Source organism: Flavobacterium sp. (genome assembly GCF_027531705.1).
In the GTDB taxonomy this organism is placed as follows: Bacteria; Bacteroidota; Bacteroidia; order Flavobacteriales; family Flavobacteriaceae; genus Flavobacterium.
Window position 1 is genome coordinate 75,932 of record NZ_JAPZSP010000004.1, and the last position, 14,191, is coordinate 90,122.

Genomic DNA, 14,191 nt, shown 5'->3' on the forward strand with positions numbered 1-14,191 from the left:
TTTTGTTCTTTTGTTCTACTAATTTTTATCAAAATGCAGAAATTCGATGCTATTCGCCCGTTTTATGATGCCGAAGTAAACGAAAATATAAAATCGTCAGTAAATCATCCGATGATGAAGGCGATTATGAATTTTACTTTCCCAGAATTGGACGACGAAGTTTGGAAAGAGCAACTTCGAAGAACCTTTTCAATAAGAGATTTTCAGTGTAATTTCATCTATCACGCATTGCAAAAAGTGCTAGAAAAAAGCTCGGATGGACTAACTACTTCGGGTTTCGAGAAATTAGAAAAAAACACTTCTTATCTCTTTATTTCAAATCATCGGGATATTATTTTAGATACCTCGTTATTAAATTCTTGCCTTTTTGATCATGGCTTGGTGATGACAGCGTCTGCTATTGGTGATAATCTGGTAAAAAGAGATTTCATGAATACGCTGGCAAAATTGAATCGAAATTTTTTAGTTCAAAGAGGTTTGTCGCCACGAGAATTGCTTCAAAGTTCAAAACTCATGTCAGAATATATCGGACAATTATTGTTGCGAGAAAATCGTTCGGTTTGGATAGCACAACGAGAAGGAAGAACTAAAGATGGAAATGATGCTACACATTCAGGCGTTTTAAAAATGCTCGGAATGGGTTCTGATGAAAAAGATTTGATGCAGTATTTCAAAAAACTAAAAGTAGTTCCTGTTTCTATTTCTTATGAATATGACCCCACAGATGCTTTGAAAATGCCACAACTTATGGCAGAAGCAAAAGATGAAATTTATGTAAAAGAAAAAAACGAAGATTTTGTCAACTTACTTAGTGGAATTATTGGACAAAAGAAACGCATCCACATTCATGTTGGTGAAGTTTTAGAAAAGGAATTAGATATAATTGCTGCTGAAAATGACAACACAAACAAGCAAGTTCAAGCATTAGCGCAAGCAATTGACGATTCTATTTTACAATCGTATAAATTGTGGCCAACCAATTATATAGCCTACGATTTGCTAAATAAAACTAACACTTATAGCAATCATTATTCGGAAAACGAAAAATTATTATTCGAAAGAAGATTAGAAATGAAGATTGATATTTCTAACGAAATGATGGTCGAAAGTTTCCTAAATATGTATGCAAATCCTGTTGTAAACAAGTCTAAATACGAAAATGCACACTAAGCCAAACATATTACTGATTTATACTGGTGGAACCATTGGTATGATGAAAGATTTTGAAACAGGTGCTTTGAAAGCTTTCAATTTTAAAAAATTACTCCAAAAAATCCCTGAAATAAAGCAATTAGACTGTACTATCGAAACCATTTCGTTTGAAAAGCCTATTGATTCATCAAATATGAATCCCGAAAAATGGGTAAATATGGCTTCTATAATTGAAGAAAATTATACAAAATATGACGGTTTTATAGTTTTGCATGGTTCAGATACAATGTCTTATTCGGCATCAGCATTGAGCTTTATGCTTGAAAATTTATCGAAACCCGTGGTTTTTACTGGTTCACAATTACCTATTGGCGACTTGAGAACTGATGCCAAAGAAAACTTAATCACTGCTATCCAAATTGCATCTTTACAACAAAAAGGAAAACCTGTAATTCAAGAAGTCTGCCTTTATTTTGAATACAAATTATACCGTGGCAATCGAACAACCAAGATAAATGCAGAACATTTCAATGCCTTCACTTCTCCAAATTATACCGAATTGGCTGAATCTGGAGTTCATTTAAAAGTGAATTCAACTTTATTATTACCAAAATCTTCCAAAAAATTTGTAGTTCACAAGAAATTAGATGATAATGTGATGGTAATCAAAATGTTTCCTGGTATAAATGAGAATATTTTAAATTCGATTAGTGCCACACCCAATTTGAAAGGAATTGTTTTAGAAACCTATGGTTCGGGCAATGCGCCAACAGAAGATTGGTTTATTCAAATTCTAAAAAAAGCTATTAAAAATGGTTTACACATTATAAATGTAACGCAATGTTCTGGCGGAAGCGTAAATATGGGTCAATATGAAACTAGTACACAACTCAAAAAGATTGGTGTAATTTCTGGAAAAGACATTACTACCGAAGCTGCTATTACTAAATTGATGTACTTATTAGGTCAAAATGTGGCTTCTAACGTTTTCAAAACCATTTTTGAAACTTCTTTGCGTGGAGAAATGAATTAAAGATTGTATTATTCCTAATTTTTACGGTTATTTGCACCACAATTTTAGAGAGGTGTCCGAGTGGTTGAAGGAGCAAGCCTGGAAAGTTTGTATATGGGTAACTGTATCGTGGGTTCGAATCCCATCCTCTCTGCCAGTTTTTTTTTTATTTTTAGAAAAAATTAATTAAAGATATTGTTCGAATCCCTATACTATTCTTCTGCTAATTTTATTTTTTAAATTTTTAGAAAAAATTAATTAAAGTATTGTTCGAATCCCTTTACTATTCTTCTGCTATTTTTATTTTTTAAATTTTTAGAAAAAATTAATTAAAGTATTGTTCGAATCCCTTTACTATTCTTCTGCTATTTTTATTTTTTAAATTTTTAGAAAAAATTAATTAAAGATCTTGTTCGAATCCCTATACTATTCTTCTGCTAATTTTATTTTTTAAATTTTTAGAAAAAATTAATTAAAGATATTTTTCGAATCCCAATATTCTTTTTTGCTAATACTAGCATTGAAAACCAATCGTAAGATCTTCAATTGAAGCTATTTTTTCTAAACACATTAAAATCATAAGACAACTAAATAGGTTGCCTTTTTTTTGTATTTTTATTGCAGAAAATTCTATTATGCGATTACTTATCAAATTACTTTTTTGTTTTTCTGTTTTTACTACTTTTTCTCAAGAAATTGAAACTGAAAAATCGCTTACCAAAGTTGATTCTCTTTACCGTGAAGATCAATTTTATGGTAGCATGTCATTTAGCATGATGCAAACCAAACCGCAAAATTATTCAGTAACCAAGCTATCGGCTGGCTTTTCAGCTGGATTTCTTAGAGATATGCCTATAAATAAGTCGAGAACTATTGCAATTGCGGCTGGATTAGGCGCTTCTTATAACAAATTTGTCCATAATTTGGTTGTCACCAAACCAGCTTCTGAAATAGTTTATTCTGTGATAAGCCCTTCAGACTATGATAAAAATAAGCTTGAACTTGCAACTTTAGATGTTCCAATTGAATTAAGATGGCGAAATTCTACACCTGAAAGTCATCGTTTTTTTAGAATTTATAGTGGTGTAAAGATGAGTTATGTCGCTTTTAGCAAATCAAGACTTATTGTAGATGGAGAAACTTTTAAAATTAGGAACAACCCTGATATTACTAATTTTAGAACTTCTGTTTATTTAGCTATTGGATACAACACATGGAATTTTTATGGCTCTTATGGCTTAACTCCAATTTTTAAATCAAATGCTAAAGTAGATTCTCAGGAAATTGGGTTGAATAATGTAAATCTAGGTTTGATGTTTTACATCTTATAACCAAAATTTCCAAACAACCATTTGCGAAAAAAATCCGATACAAAATCCAAAAATCACCTCTTTTAAAGTGTGTGCTTTCATTTCTAATCGTGATGTGGCAATGATTCCGTTGAGTAAAATCATTATTGAAATTAGAATCAAATAATTGGATTGATTGCTAATGCTTAAGCCTATTACAAATGCTGTCAGCGAACTTATTCCGACCAAATGCAAACTCGATTTCATTTTTACAAATAGTAATACAAATGAAATAATGGTGCTAATCAATCCGCCTACAAAAAAATAATGCAACTCTTCTAAAACATCAACTCTAATGCTGTCTTTGGCTAAAATAAACAACAAAATTGCCTGAATTACCAATGGAATTTTACGCTCATCAATTTGCGATGCCATTACCGAATTGATTTTCCCCATTGATTTTAGCAAATAATAAAAAGCAATTGGAATAAAAATAGTAATGATAATAATTTGAATAAGCACTAACCAAACTTGTCTAATTTCGAGACTTGTATCTTGCAAGACAATATACAAAATTGCACCATATAAAGGTGTGAAAACTGGATGAAACAAATAGGAAAATAAAGGCGTTACTTTTTTCAAAATTGGTTTTTATTTAAAATACTTGGCTGTTATGCGAATTGTTTCGTCAATTTTTTGGAAATCGTACTTTAGTAATTCTTTTATTTTTTGACTTGAAAATTCATCTTGACTGAACAAATAATCGGAAACTTGAAATGAAAAATCTCTTTTCTTTCCAGTTATCAAACAATGTAGCCAGTCTATTGGAATCATTACTTTAATCATCCAAGGTTTTGCTTGAATGGTTGCTTTTTTTACTTGCAAAGCTTCTGCAATAGTAATAACGATATCTTGGTAGGTTTTATTTTCTGAAACCAAACAAAATCGTTCGCCAAAGCATTTTTGTTGCACTAGTTGATACATGATGGCTACAACATCGGTTACGGCAACAAATCCAGTTTTGCCTTTGGTATAAAAAGGTAAACCGTTGTTAACGGTCCAAAAAAGTTTTTGGCTGCTGTTTTTCCAATTTTCTTTTATTGATGCTGGTCCAATGATAATTCCAGGGTTTACGATTACTACTTGCAAACCTTCTTGCTGTCCGCGCCAAATTTCCATTTCGGCACCATATTTTGAAATGGCATAATCGCTGTGAAACAATTCTGGATTCCATTCTGAGTTTTCGTCGATATTGGCTTCGTGCTCTTTTTTGTCGCCTAAAGCTGCTATTGAGCTTACATAACAAAGTTCTTTTACCTTTTTGTCGATACAAAAGTTAACAATGTTGGCCGTTCCTTCAATGTTGATTTTGCGTAACTTTTCTTCATCATTTGGATCAAAAGAAACCAATGCAGCACAATGGTAAACGGTTTGAATGTTTTGAAAAGCAATTTCGAGTTGAGAAACATCCAAAATATCGGCTTCAACCCATTGGATTTTCTCGAAAAGATTGGATTTGTTATACTGAGCAAATAACGCTTTGGTTGATTGAATACTTTTTTCAGAACGATAAGTAGCGCGAATGGTTTCGCCTTTTTCTATAAGGTGAAGTGCTAAATGCGAACCAACTAATCCTGTAATTCCAGTTATTAATATCATAAAACTGTTATTTATAAAAAGACAAAAACAAACTAACCCTGATAAGAATGGAAATCCTTTTTATTTTTTCTTTAAAAATAAAAAGATTGGAATGGATAGCAGGAAAGACGATTGCTAAAATGCCCAAGCCTTTCGTTCCTAAATTAAAATCCTAAAATCAATTTTGCTATTGAGAAATAGATTAAAATTCCACAAATATCGTTGCTTGTTGTGATAAATGGTCCGGTTGCTAATGCTGGATCGATGCCAAACTTGTTTAATATCAATGGAATAAAAGTTCCAATTAAGGATGCTATTATGATTACCGAAATTAGGGCGATTGTTACGATATATCCAATTTTAGGATCTACGCCAAGTAAAAAATGACTTCCAACAAAAAGTATGATGGCAAGAATGGTTCCGTTGAGTAAACTTAGTGATATTTCTTTTAGCAAACGATTGAAAATAGAACCGCTAATGCTATGATTTGCCAAACCTTGCACAATAATTGCAGATGATTGAACGCCAACATTACCAGCCATTGCGGCAATAAGCGGCGTGAAGAAAAATAATTCTCCGTGTTCTTTCATAGCGCCTTCAAAAAGTCCGAGCATTTTTACGCTAATAAAACCACCGAGAAGTGCCAAAACCAACCAAGGCAAACGCGCTTTGGTAAGTTCGAGAATGCTGTCATCGGCTTCTACGTCTTGCGAGATACCCGCTGCTAATTGGTAATCTTTGTCGGCTTCTTCCTTGATTACATCTACCACGTCATCTATGGTTACACGACCTACTAATCTTCCCATTTCGTCTACAACAGGTATTGCCTCAAGGTCATATTTCTGCATGATTCGAGCCACTTCAACATTTGGCGTATGCACTTTTACATAATCTACCTTTTTGATATAGACATCACTTATCATGGTTTTGGTAGAAGTGGTCAATAAATCTTTGAGCGATAAACGTCCTTTTAATCTATTTTCATCGTCAACAACGTATATTGAATGCACTCGTGTTACATTTTCTGCTTGAATACGCATTTCTTTTACGCAAGTCAAAACAGTCCAATTCTCGTTGACTTTTACAAGCTCTTTTCCCATCAATCCACCAGCTTCATCTTCGTCGTAACGTAACAAATCGACAATGTCTTTGGCGTGTTCAACATCTTCAAGCTCCGAAATTACTTGCTCTTTTTTACTTTGAGATAACTCGGCGATAATGTCGGCAGCGTCATCGGTATCAAGTTCATCAAGTTCTTCAGCAATTTCTTTGGCTGATAATCCGCTAAGGATTTTTTCGCGCAAATCGTCTTCTAGTTCAGGAAGGATTTCGGCTGTAACTTCACTATCTAATATTTTGAAAATATAAATAGCTTCTTCAGTATCAAGTTCTTCAAAAATTTCGGCAATATCAGCATGGTGCATATCGTTCAATAAAACTTCCAGTTGACTGTCGTTTTTTGAATGGATAAGCTCCTCGATTTGAACTAAAAGTTCTTTGCTGATTTTAAACTGCATTGGCTTCTATTTTTTGAGTAAGTTCGATAAATTGTTCAACCGATAATTGTTCCGGACGCAGGTCAAAGATAGTGTCTTCTCGCAAATTATCGGGCAAATTTAGTGTTTTTAAACTATTTCGCATTGTTTTTCTGCGCTGTTGAAAAGCCGTTTTTACAACCGTAAATAGTAATTTCTCTGAACATGGTAATTCGTAATTCTCTTTTCGGCGTAATCGCAAAACACCCGATTTTACTTTAGGTGGCGGATTGAAAACATTTTCGTCAACGGTAAATAAATACTCGGCATCATAAAAAGCTTGCGCTAAAACCGATAAAATTCCGTAAACTTTGCTTCCTTTCTTAGAACAAATTCGTTCGGCTACTTCTTTTTGAAACATTCCCGAAAACTCAGGAATTTGACTGCGGTATTCCAATGTACGAAAAACTATTTGTGTCGAAATATTATAGGGAAAATTGCCAATGATAGCAAATTGTTTTCCTTCAAAAATTTCGTTGATATTGTATTTTAAAAAATCTTTTGCGATGATTTTATCCTTCAATTTTGGATAATTTTCATTCAAATAATCAACCGATTCCGTGTCGATTTCTACTACATAAGTGGTAACTGGTTTTTCGAGCAAATATTTGGTCAAAACACCCATTCCTGGTCCAATTTCTAGCACATTTTCATAGCCAACAAGGTTTAACGTGTCTGCTATGTTTTTGGCAACCGATTCGTCTTTTAGAAAATGTTGTCCGAGATGTTTTTTGGCTTTTACTGTCATTATGTAGTGTGAAGTAATGCAACTTCTTTATTGGTAGTAATTGGAAACGGCTACAAATTTAGGAAAAATAAATCTGATGCGATTCCATCGGTCAGAAACTTTCCTTTTTTTGTGGTTTTGAGCGTATTATTTTCGACAAAAAGTAAGTTGTCGTCAATAAATTTAGATGCTTGTTTGTTTAGATAATCCAAATAGGTTTTTCCAAATTCAGCTTCAATTCTTTCTAACGAAACGCCCCAAATAGTTCGCAAACCCGTCATAATATACTCATTGTATTGATCAGTTTTGGAAAGAATTTCAGTTTCAGATGGCAATCTGTTTTCGGCAATTGCTTTTAGATACATAGCATTATTGGAAATATTCCAACTTCTTGAAATTCCGTTAAAACTATGTGCTGATGGGCCAATTCCGATGTATTTTTTACCTAACCAATAAGCCGAATTGTTTTTGGAAAAATAATCAGGTTTTCCAAAATTGGATAATTCATAATGAATAAAACCATTTTCTTCGAGTTTTTCAACCAAAATATAAAAATGTTCTGAAGCCAAATTTTCGTCAAGATTCGGGATAATTCCTTTTTGAATAAACGAATGCAAAGCCGTTTTTGGCTCAACAGTCAAGGCATAACTAGAAATATGTGGAATATTAAAAGACAAAGCCGTTTCGATATTTTGAAGCCATTTTTCGTTGGTCATATTAGGCATTCCGTAAATCAAATCGATGGTGATATTGTCGAAATAACGAGTGGCGATTTCTAAACATTTTTTGGCTTCCGCCGAATTATGAGCACGGTTCATCAACTCCAAATCGTCTTCAAAAAAAGATTGAATTCCGATAGAAAGACGGTTGATTCCGATTTTAGAAAGCTCGATTAAATAATCTTCCGACAAATCATCTGGATTGGCTTCAAGTGTGATTTCGGGGTTTTTATCAACTTTATAATTTTTATAAATTGCATCAATCAGAAGTTTTAAATCTGCAATCTGCAATCTACTCGGTGTTCCACCACCAAAATAAATAGTTTCAATTAGTTCATTGTTGGATTCCTCTTTACGCAGTTCTATTTCTTTGACCAACGCCAAAACCATCTCTTCTTTTTTCTTCATAGAAGTAGAAAAATGAAAATCGCAATAGTGACAAGCCTGCTTGCAAAATGGGATATGGATGTAGATTCCGGACATTTTTTTTAGTATTCAGTCGCAGTCAAAGTTTGCAGTGTTGTGACTGAAAACTGTGACTGAAAACTATTTTTTAACTCGTTCTTCATTTTGTTTTACAAAAGCATCCCAACCGCTATAACTTTTGCTTCCAACCACTTTTCCTGAATTGAAAAAATGGCAAACGGCTGCTGCCAATCCATCGGTTGAGTCTAGATTTTTTGGCAACTCTTTTAGTCCTAAAAGTTGTTGCAGCATTTTAGCAACTTGTTCTTTACTAGCGTTTCCGTTTCCAGTTATAGCCATTTTTATTTTCTTAGGTTCGTATTCGGTTATAGGAATTTGGCGTGATAAACCTGCAGCCATCGCTACTCCTTGTGCTCTACCTAATTTTAACATCGATTGTACATTTTTACCAAAAAAAGGTGCTTCAATAGCAATTTCGTCTGGATGATGTGTTTCTATAAGTTCGATTGTGCGTTCAAAAATGACTTTTAGCTTGGTATAATGATCGTCGTATTTGCTCAAAATAAGTTCGTTCAATTGAAGAAATTCCATTTTCTTATTGATTACTTTTATTAATCCGAAACCCATAATCGTTGTTCCTGGGTCGATTCCTAATATGATTCGTTCGTTTGCCAATTTTTAGTTTAGAGTTTAGGAGTTTAAAAGTTTAAAAGTTTGTTTCTTTGCACCAATGATTACAATTTCTCACAAAGCTAAACAATTCTTGGTTTTTTCAGTCAAACTTTTGATTGTTGTTGGGGCATTTTATTTTATTTACAACCAACTTGCTACAAATGACAAGTTAGATTGGGATAAGTTTGAAAAATTAGTCCAAAAAAAGGCTTCGGTTTTGGGAATCCTATTTTTACTTTCTTTTAGTGTTGTCAATCGTTATTTGGAGATTTTGAAATGGCAAAACTTGGTTGCATTTATCAAACCAATTTCAGTTGGAGAAAGTACCAAACAAGTTTTGGGCGCATTGACTGCGGGCATTTTTACACCAAATGGTTTAGGCGAATATGCTGGAAAAGCATTGTATTTTGACAAAACAAAAACCAAACAAATCATTTTTTTAAACCTTATTTGTAATGGAATTCAAATGATTTTGACGGTCGTTTTTGGGTTATTTGGATTAATGATTATTGGCTATCAAAAGGAAGTTTCTTTTTTAGGAACGGCTGTTTTAATTATATTCACTTTTTTATTTTTCACTAAAAAAATTAAAATAAAAGGATATTCAGTTGAAAAATTGTTAATGAAAATTGGAGAAATTCCAAATTCAATTCATGCAAAAAATAATATTTTAGCCGTTTGCAGATATTTGGTTTTTTCGCATCAATACTATTTTTTATTTCTAGCTTTTGATGTAGATTTACCCTATTTAACTATGATGGCGACAATTGCTGTAGTTTATTTTCTTGCTTCGTCGTTACCAAGTTTTCAGTTTTTAGATTTTGCTGTAAAAGGTAGTGTGGCTGTTTTTTTCTTCGGAAAATTGGGCGTTAACGAATGGATTGTGGTTTTTATAAGCACGTTAATGTGGTTTTTGAACGTTGTTTTGCCAGTAGTTATTGGAAGTTATTTTGTTTTAAAATTTAAACCCAAATGGAATTAATTACGATTATTTTTTGTTTGATAACAATAGACTATGTAATTTTCATAAGTCTTTTGATTTATGGATTTGCCAAAGTAAAATCGTTTGAAAAAATCGATTTACAACCTAAAACAACCTTTTCAATAATTGTTCCTTTTCGAAATGAAGAAAAGAATTTTAGAACGCTTTTAGATTCCATTTCACAATTGAATTATCCTTTAGATTTGTTTGAAATTATTGTAATTGATGATTTTTCGAATGACAATTCGGAGAAGATTTTTAACAAATGGCGAATGGAAAATGGTTTGATTCAAACAACGCTTTTGGAAAATCTTCGCTTGTCCAATTCTCCCAAAAAAGATGCTATTTCGAGAGCGGTTCCTGTTGTGAAAAATGAGTGGATTATCACTACTGATGCTGATTGTGAAGTTCCAAGAAACTGGCTTTTAGCATTTGATAATTACATCCAATCGCATGAAGTTGAAATGTTGGTTGGTGCTGTAAATGTAAAAGCTAAATGGAATCCGTTTCATTATTTTCAGCAGATGGATTTGATGAGTTTGCAAGGAACAACTATTGGAAGTTTTGGTTTGAGAGAAGCTTTTATGTGTAATGGAGCTAATTTTGCTTACACCAAAAACTTGTTTAATTCGCTTGGTGGTTTTAATGGAAATGCAAAAATAGCCAGTGGCGACGATGTTTTTTTGTTGCAAAAAGCTGTTAAACAAAATGCAGAAAAAGTTCATTATTTAAAAAATATAGAAAGCATCGTATTGACAAAACCTGAAAATAATATTCTCAAACTTTTTATGCAACGTGTTCGTTGGGCAAGCAAAACAGGAAGTTATGATAGCGATTTTGCCAAAGGATTAGCGGTAGTGGTTTTGTTGATGAATGCGTCTTTTGTTGCGGGTTGCGGGTTGTGGATTGCTGGTTTTGCTGATTGGAAACTACTTACTATTGCTTTCGGACTGAAGTTGGTTGTTGATTATATTTTGCTCCTTAAAACCAATAGCTTCTTGCAAAAAGGAAAATTTTTGTTTCCGATTATTAGTAGTTTGGTGTACCCTTTTTTTAGCAGTGTTGTTGGATTTTATTCTCTTGTTGGAACCTTTACTTGGAAAGACAGAAGTTTTAAAAAATAACCAAGCCTTTCAGAACGCTTAGCCCAGATAGCAGTGGAAATCCTTTTCTTTTTTTCTTTAAAAAAGAAAAGATTGGAACGTATAGCTGGAAATAGCTCCTAATTATTCTACTTTTAAAATTACTGGTAACGTGAATTGTGTTTTGACTGGAATTCCGCGTTTTATGGCTGGTTTTATGATTGGGAAATCGACTAATTTTGCTTTCAGAATACTGTCAATTTTTTCATTATCAGCTTGTTGTTGGGTTTCAAATTGCAAGGTTGAATTTGGCAAAATACTCACTTGAACGGCAATGGTATCGAACTTGGCGAAAGGAAGTTTTGGTTTGTCGGCATCTAATTTTTGCTGAATTAAAGCCGAAAGTGTATTGATAAAACATTCCTGATTTTGGGTTTTGTCGGAAACTGAATCACAAGTTATGATGGTCGGAAATTCGTCCACTTTTTTCCAGTCAATGGTTTGTATTTCCTTGTTTAGCAACTCTTCTTCAGACGGAATTTGCTTATCAATAAATTGACAAGAAACACATAAAAACAACATGAAAACGGCTGAATATTTTTTCAATTTATGCTAAAATTGGGTTATTTTTTCTCTTCTTTAAATTTAAGATAGTCTTCGTAGGTTTTAGAAAGCCATTCTTTTTTGTTAGACTCGGCTTCTGCTTTTCTGGCTGGATAAAGTTTTGCTAAACGATCAGAAAATGTTGCAATTTTTACTGTAAAAGTATAAAATTCTTCGCGAGTGAAGGTGTAATTTTTATCATTTTGCTTGGCTAAAAAATCAAGAAACATCGAATCAAAATTTTTCATCGAGTAGTTTAAAACCGCCGCTTTGTATTGGTTGTATATTTTTTCTTTAAGAACCTCATCAGAAGTGCTTTTTGTATCTTGAGCATGCATATTTGCAGTAAAAACAAATAGTAACGCAGCAAAAATTATTTTTTTACTAAATGTGTTATAAATTGCCATAAGTTTTGTTTTTTTACACCATAATTATACATCAAAAGTACAAATTTTATGGATACAATTTTATTAATTCTAGGTTTTGTTTGTGTTATAGTGGGAATTTTTGGAAGTTTTCTGCCCGTTTTACCAGGACCAATAGTAAGTTGGATTGGGTTACTTCTACTCTATTTTACAGAAAAAGTAGCCATGAATTATTGGATTTTAGGCATTTCGCTGTTTGTTGTTGTAATTATTTCGATACTTGATTATACAATTCCTGCAAAAGGCACGCGCAAATTTGGCGGTAGTTCATACGGTATTTGGGGAACGAATATCGGAATGTTGGTTGGGTTTTTTGTTCCGATTCCTTTTGGATTTGTGATTGGTGCTTTTGTTGGCGCTTTTGTGGGTGAACTAATTTATAATTCGCAAGATAAAAACCGTGCTTTGAAAGCTGCAACTGGTTCTTTCCTAGGTTTTCTGGCTTCAAGTTTTATGAAGTTGGTTGTTTGTTTAGGATTTGTGGCTTTGTATGTTGTGATTGCTTTTAGGAATTTTGTTAGTTAAAGTCTACAAAAGCAAAAAAGCTCATCACCTTGCGGTGAAAAGCTTTTCATTGGTCTAACTACTAAACCGTGTTCCGATAAATCGGAACGAAAACAACACAACTTTCTTAAATGCTTTATTGGAACTCAAAAAACAATTTTTAATAAAATTACTTTTTTGGGCAAAAAAGCACTTTGTTTCCAAAGTGCTTTCCCAATTTTAGCGGTCTGGACGGGACTCGAACCCGCGACCCCATGCGTGACAGGCATGTATTCTAACCAACTGAACTACCAAACCTCTGCTTTATTGCGGTTGCAAATATACTACAGATTTTAATATCTGCAACTATTTATCTGAAAAAATTATAGTTATTTTTTAAAAAATTATCCAAAAGACTGCTTTTCAACTAAATATGTAGTGAGTATTTTCTCGAAATTATCGCCAACACTTACTGGAACATACTTAATTTTGTTTTGAGCACAAGTCAAAGCGAGTTTTTTGAAAGAAGCGGCAACGTTTTTTTCATACATTTCTTTAACATTGTCAGCGTAAATATTTACTTCTTCTCCAGTTTCGAGGTCGATGAACTTTCTTGGAGCATTGTCAAAATCGAAATTTAGCTCTGTTTTGTTATCTACTACGTGAAATAGGACTACTTTATGTTTATTGTGTTTTAGATGCTGTAATGCATTGAAAAGCGCTTCTTCGTTCTCATGCTGAAACATATCTGTAAACAAGATTATCAATGAACGACGGTGCATTTTTTCTGCAATTTGGTGCAGATACTTTATCGTATCTGTCGTTTTGGCTTGTTTTGGATTTTCCAAAAGATCTTCGAGTTTACTCAAAATCATTCGGTGGTGTCTGTCTGAACCTTTTTCGGGTGCGTAATATTCGTATTGATCTGAAAAAACACTCAATCCTACTGCATCACGTTGTTTTTTGAGCAAATTCATAAGTACCGCAGAAGCAAGAACAGAAAATCCGATTTTGCTTTCGTAAAAAAACTGGTCAGATACTAGCTTTGGGTAATGCATTGAAGATGAATTGTCAATAATTAAATGACAACGAAGATTGGTTTCTTCTTCGTAACGCTTGGTATATAATCTGTCGGTTTTGGCAAAAAGTTTCCAGTCGATATGTTTGGTACTTTCGCCTGCATTGTAAATTTTGTGCTCGGCAAACTCGGCAGAAAACCCGTGAAATGGCGACTTGTGCATACCCGAAATAAATCCTTCAACTACTTGATTGGCTACAAGTTCGAGATGTTTGAATCCTGATATGAGTTCTTTTTGTTCTTCTATCTTCATGTTTCAAATGTAAATAAAAGTTTAGGAGTTTAAAAGTTTAGGAGTTTAAAAGTTTGCAAAAAAGTTGTTTTTGAAAACTGTATTTTACAAAAATGGATTGCTAATTAGCCCTGAC

The 14,191-nt window shown here is 33.1% G+C and carries 15 protein-coding genes and 2 tRNA genes; 7 read left to right on the forward strand and 10 right to left on the reverse strand.

Translation table 11 applies throughout. The features are described 5' to 3' along the window. Nucleotides 1-33: 33 nt before the first annotated feature. From O9267_RS00965 to O9267_RS00980, 4 genes are all read left to right on the forward strand, one after another. Entirely contained in the window at nt 34-1,170 is a 1,137-nt protein-coding gene (locus tag O9267_RS00965; protein WP_298175275.1) for a 1-acyl-sn-glycerol-3-phosphate acyltransferase, read from the forward strand. Beyond that, nucleotides 1,160-2,185, forward strand: a complete 1,026-nt coding sequence (locus tag O9267_RS00970; RefSeq protein WP_298175276.1) for an asparaginase — start codon at nt 1,160-1,162, stop codon at nt 2,183-2,185. Before O9267_RS00965 ends, O9267_RS00970 begins: the two co-directional genes overlap by 11 nt. Before the next feature lie 46 nt (nt 2,186-2,231). Next, nucleotides 2,232-2,321: transfer RNA gene (locus O9267_RS00975), tRNA-Ser, on the forward strand. Nucleotides 2,322-2,799: 478 nt separating this feature from the next. Continuing rightward, nucleotides 2,800-3,495 carry an outer membrane beta-barrel protein gene (locus O9267_RS00980; protein ID WP_298175277.1) on the forward strand — a complete coding sequence of 232 codons (696 nt, stop codon included), beginning with the start codon at nt 2,800-2,802 and terminating at the stop codon, nt 3,493-3,495. On the opposite strand, the gene O9267_RS00985 is transcribed toward O9267_RS00980, so the two are convergent. The 6 genes from O9267_RS00985 to ruvC all read right to left on the reverse strand — a co-directional run bounded on the left by O9267_RS00985 (nt 3,490) and on the right by ruvC (nt 9,173). After that, nucleotides 3,490-4,095, reverse strand: coding sequence for a hypothetical protein (locus tag O9267_RS00985; RefSeq protein ID WP_298175278.1), 606 nt, complete (start codon nt 4,093-4,095; stop codon nt 3,490-3,492). The two genes, O9267_RS00980 and O9267_RS00985, sit on opposite strands and share 6 nt — an antisense overlap. 9 nt (nt 4,096-4,104) lie before the next feature. Next, nucleotides 4,105-5,112 carry an NAD-dependent epimerase/dehydratase family protein gene (locus O9267_RS00990; protein WP_298175279.1) on the reverse strand — a complete coding sequence of 336 codons (1,008 nt, stop codon included), beginning with the start codon at nt 5,110-5,112 and terminating at the stop codon, nt 4,105-4,107. Between the two features lie 143 nt (nt 5,113-5,255). Continuing rightward, complete coding sequence (mgtE, locus tag O9267_RS00995) at nt 5,256-6,608, reverse strand: magnesium transporter (RefSeq protein ID WP_298175280.1); 1,353 nt, start codon at nt 6,606-6,608, stop codon at nt 5,256-5,258. Next, nucleotides 6,598-7,377, reverse strand: a complete 780-nt coding sequence (rsmA, locus tag O9267_RS01000) for a 16S rRNA (adenine(1518)-N(6)/adenine(1519)-N(6))-dimethyltransferase RsmA (RefSeq protein WP_298175510.1) — start codon at nt 7,375-7,377, stop codon at nt 6,598-6,600. Before rsmA ends, mgtE begins: the two co-directional genes overlap by 11 nt. A 47-nt stretch (nt 7,378-7,424) precedes the next feature. Continuing rightward, nucleotides 7,425-8,555, reverse strand: coding sequence for a radical SAM family heme chaperone HemW (gene hemW / locus O9267_RS01005; protein WP_298175281.1), 1,131 nt, complete (start codon nt 8,553-8,555; stop codon nt 7,425-7,427). Nucleotides 8,556-8,618: 63 nt separating this feature from the next. Beyond that, nucleotides 8,619-9,173, reverse strand: coding sequence for a crossover junction endodeoxyribonuclease RuvC (gene ruvC, locus O9267_RS01010; RefSeq protein ID WP_298175282.1), 555 nt, complete (start codon nt 9,171-9,173; stop codon nt 8,619-8,621). A gap of 55 nt (nt 9,174-9,228) precedes the next feature. Here ruvC and O9267_RS01015 point away from each other — a divergent pair, with 55 nt between their 5' ends. Together O9267_RS01015 and O9267_RS01020 are read left to right on the forward strand one after the other, a co-directional pair. Beyond that, a complete protein-coding gene (locus O9267_RS01015) occupies nt 9,229-10,152 on the forward strand; it encodes a hypothetical protein (RefSeq protein ID WP_298175283.1) in 924 nt (307 codons plus the stop codon). Further along, nucleotides 10,143-11,276, forward strand: coding sequence for a glycosyltransferase (locus O9267_RS01020; protein WP_298175284.1), 1,134 nt, complete (start codon nt 10,143-10,145; stop codon nt 11,274-11,276). Before O9267_RS01015 ends, O9267_RS01020 begins: the two co-directional genes overlap by 10 nt. A gap of 102 nt (nt 11,277-11,378) precedes the next feature. On the opposite strand, the gene O9267_RS01025 is transcribed toward O9267_RS01020, so the two are convergent. After that, nucleotides 11,379-11,840 carry a hypothetical protein gene (locus tag O9267_RS01025; RefSeq protein WP_298175285.1) on the reverse strand — a complete coding sequence of 154 codons (462 nt, stop codon included), beginning with the start codon at nt 11,838-11,840 and terminating at the stop codon, nt 11,379-11,381. 17 nt (nt 11,841-11,857) lie between these two features. Next, nucleotides 11,858-12,244, reverse strand: coding sequence for a hypothetical protein (locus O9267_RS01030; RefSeq protein WP_298175286.1), 387 nt, complete (start codon nt 12,242-12,244; stop codon nt 11,858-11,860). 48 nt (nt 12,245-12,292) lie between these two features. Here O9267_RS01030 and O9267_RS01035 point away from each other — a divergent pair, with 48 nt between their 5' ends. Next, complete coding sequence (locus tag O9267_RS01035; protein ID WP_298175287.1) at nt 12,293-12,787, forward strand: DUF456 domain-containing protein; 495 nt, start codon at nt 12,293-12,295, stop codon at nt 12,785-12,787. A gap of 202 nt (nt 12,788-12,989) precedes the next feature. Here the strand turns inward: O9267_RS01035 and O9267_RS01040 are convergent. After that, nucleotides 12,990-13,063 (reverse strand) — tRNA-Asp (locus O9267_RS01040). An 86-nt stretch (nt 13,064-13,149) separates the two neighbouring features. Continuing rightward, the gene (locus O9267_RS01045) at nt 13,150-14,076 is read right to left on the reverse strand and encodes a DUF58 domain-containing protein (RefSeq protein WP_298175288.1); all 927 of its coding nucleotides are present in this window, start codon (nt 14,074-14,076) and stop codon (nt 13,150-13,152) included. Between the last annotated feature and the right edge of the window lie 115 nt (nt 14,077-14,191).

Coding starts and splice junctions, on each gene's coding strand:
- O9267_RS00965 (WP_298175275.1), top strand. CDS start 34: ATGCAGAAATTCGATGCTATTCGCCCGTTTTATGATGCCGAAGTAAAC.
- O9267_RS00970 (WP_298175276.1), top strand. CDS start 1,160: ATGCACACTAAGCCAAACATATTACTGATTTATACTGGTGGAACCATT.
- O9267_RS00980 (WP_298175277.1), top strand. CDS start 2,800: ATGCGATTACTTATCAAATTACTTTTTTGTTTTTCTGTTTTTACTACT.
- O9267_RS00990 (WP_298175279.1), bottom strand. CDS start 5,112: ATGATATTAATAACTGGAATTACAGGATTAGTTGGTTCGCATTTAGCA.
- mgtE (WP_298175280.1), bottom strand. CDS start 6,608: ATGCAGTTTAAAATCAGCAAAGAACTTTTAGTTCAAATCGAGGAGCTT.
- hemW (WP_298175281.1), bottom strand. CDS start 8,555: ATGTCCGGAATCTACATCCATATCCCATTTTGCAAGCAGGCTTGTCAC.
- O9267_RS01015 (WP_298175283.1), top strand. CDS start 9,229: ATGATTACAATTTCTCACAAAGCTAAACAATTCTTGGTTTTTTCAGTC.
- O9267_RS01020 (WP_298175284.1), top strand. CDS start 10,143: ATGGAATTAATTACGATTATTTTTTGTTTGATAACAATAGACTATGTA.
- O9267_RS01030 (WP_298175286.1), bottom strand. CDS start 12,244: ATGGCAATTTATAACACATTTAGTAAAAAAATAATTTTTGCTGCGTTA.
- O9267_RS01035 (WP_298175287.1), top strand. CDS start 12,293: ATGGATACAATTTTATTAATTCTAGGTTTTGTTTGTGTTATAGTGGGA.
- O9267_RS01045 (WP_298175288.1), bottom strand. CDS start 14,076: ATGAAGATAGAAGAACAAAAAGAACTCATATCAGGATTCAAACATCTC.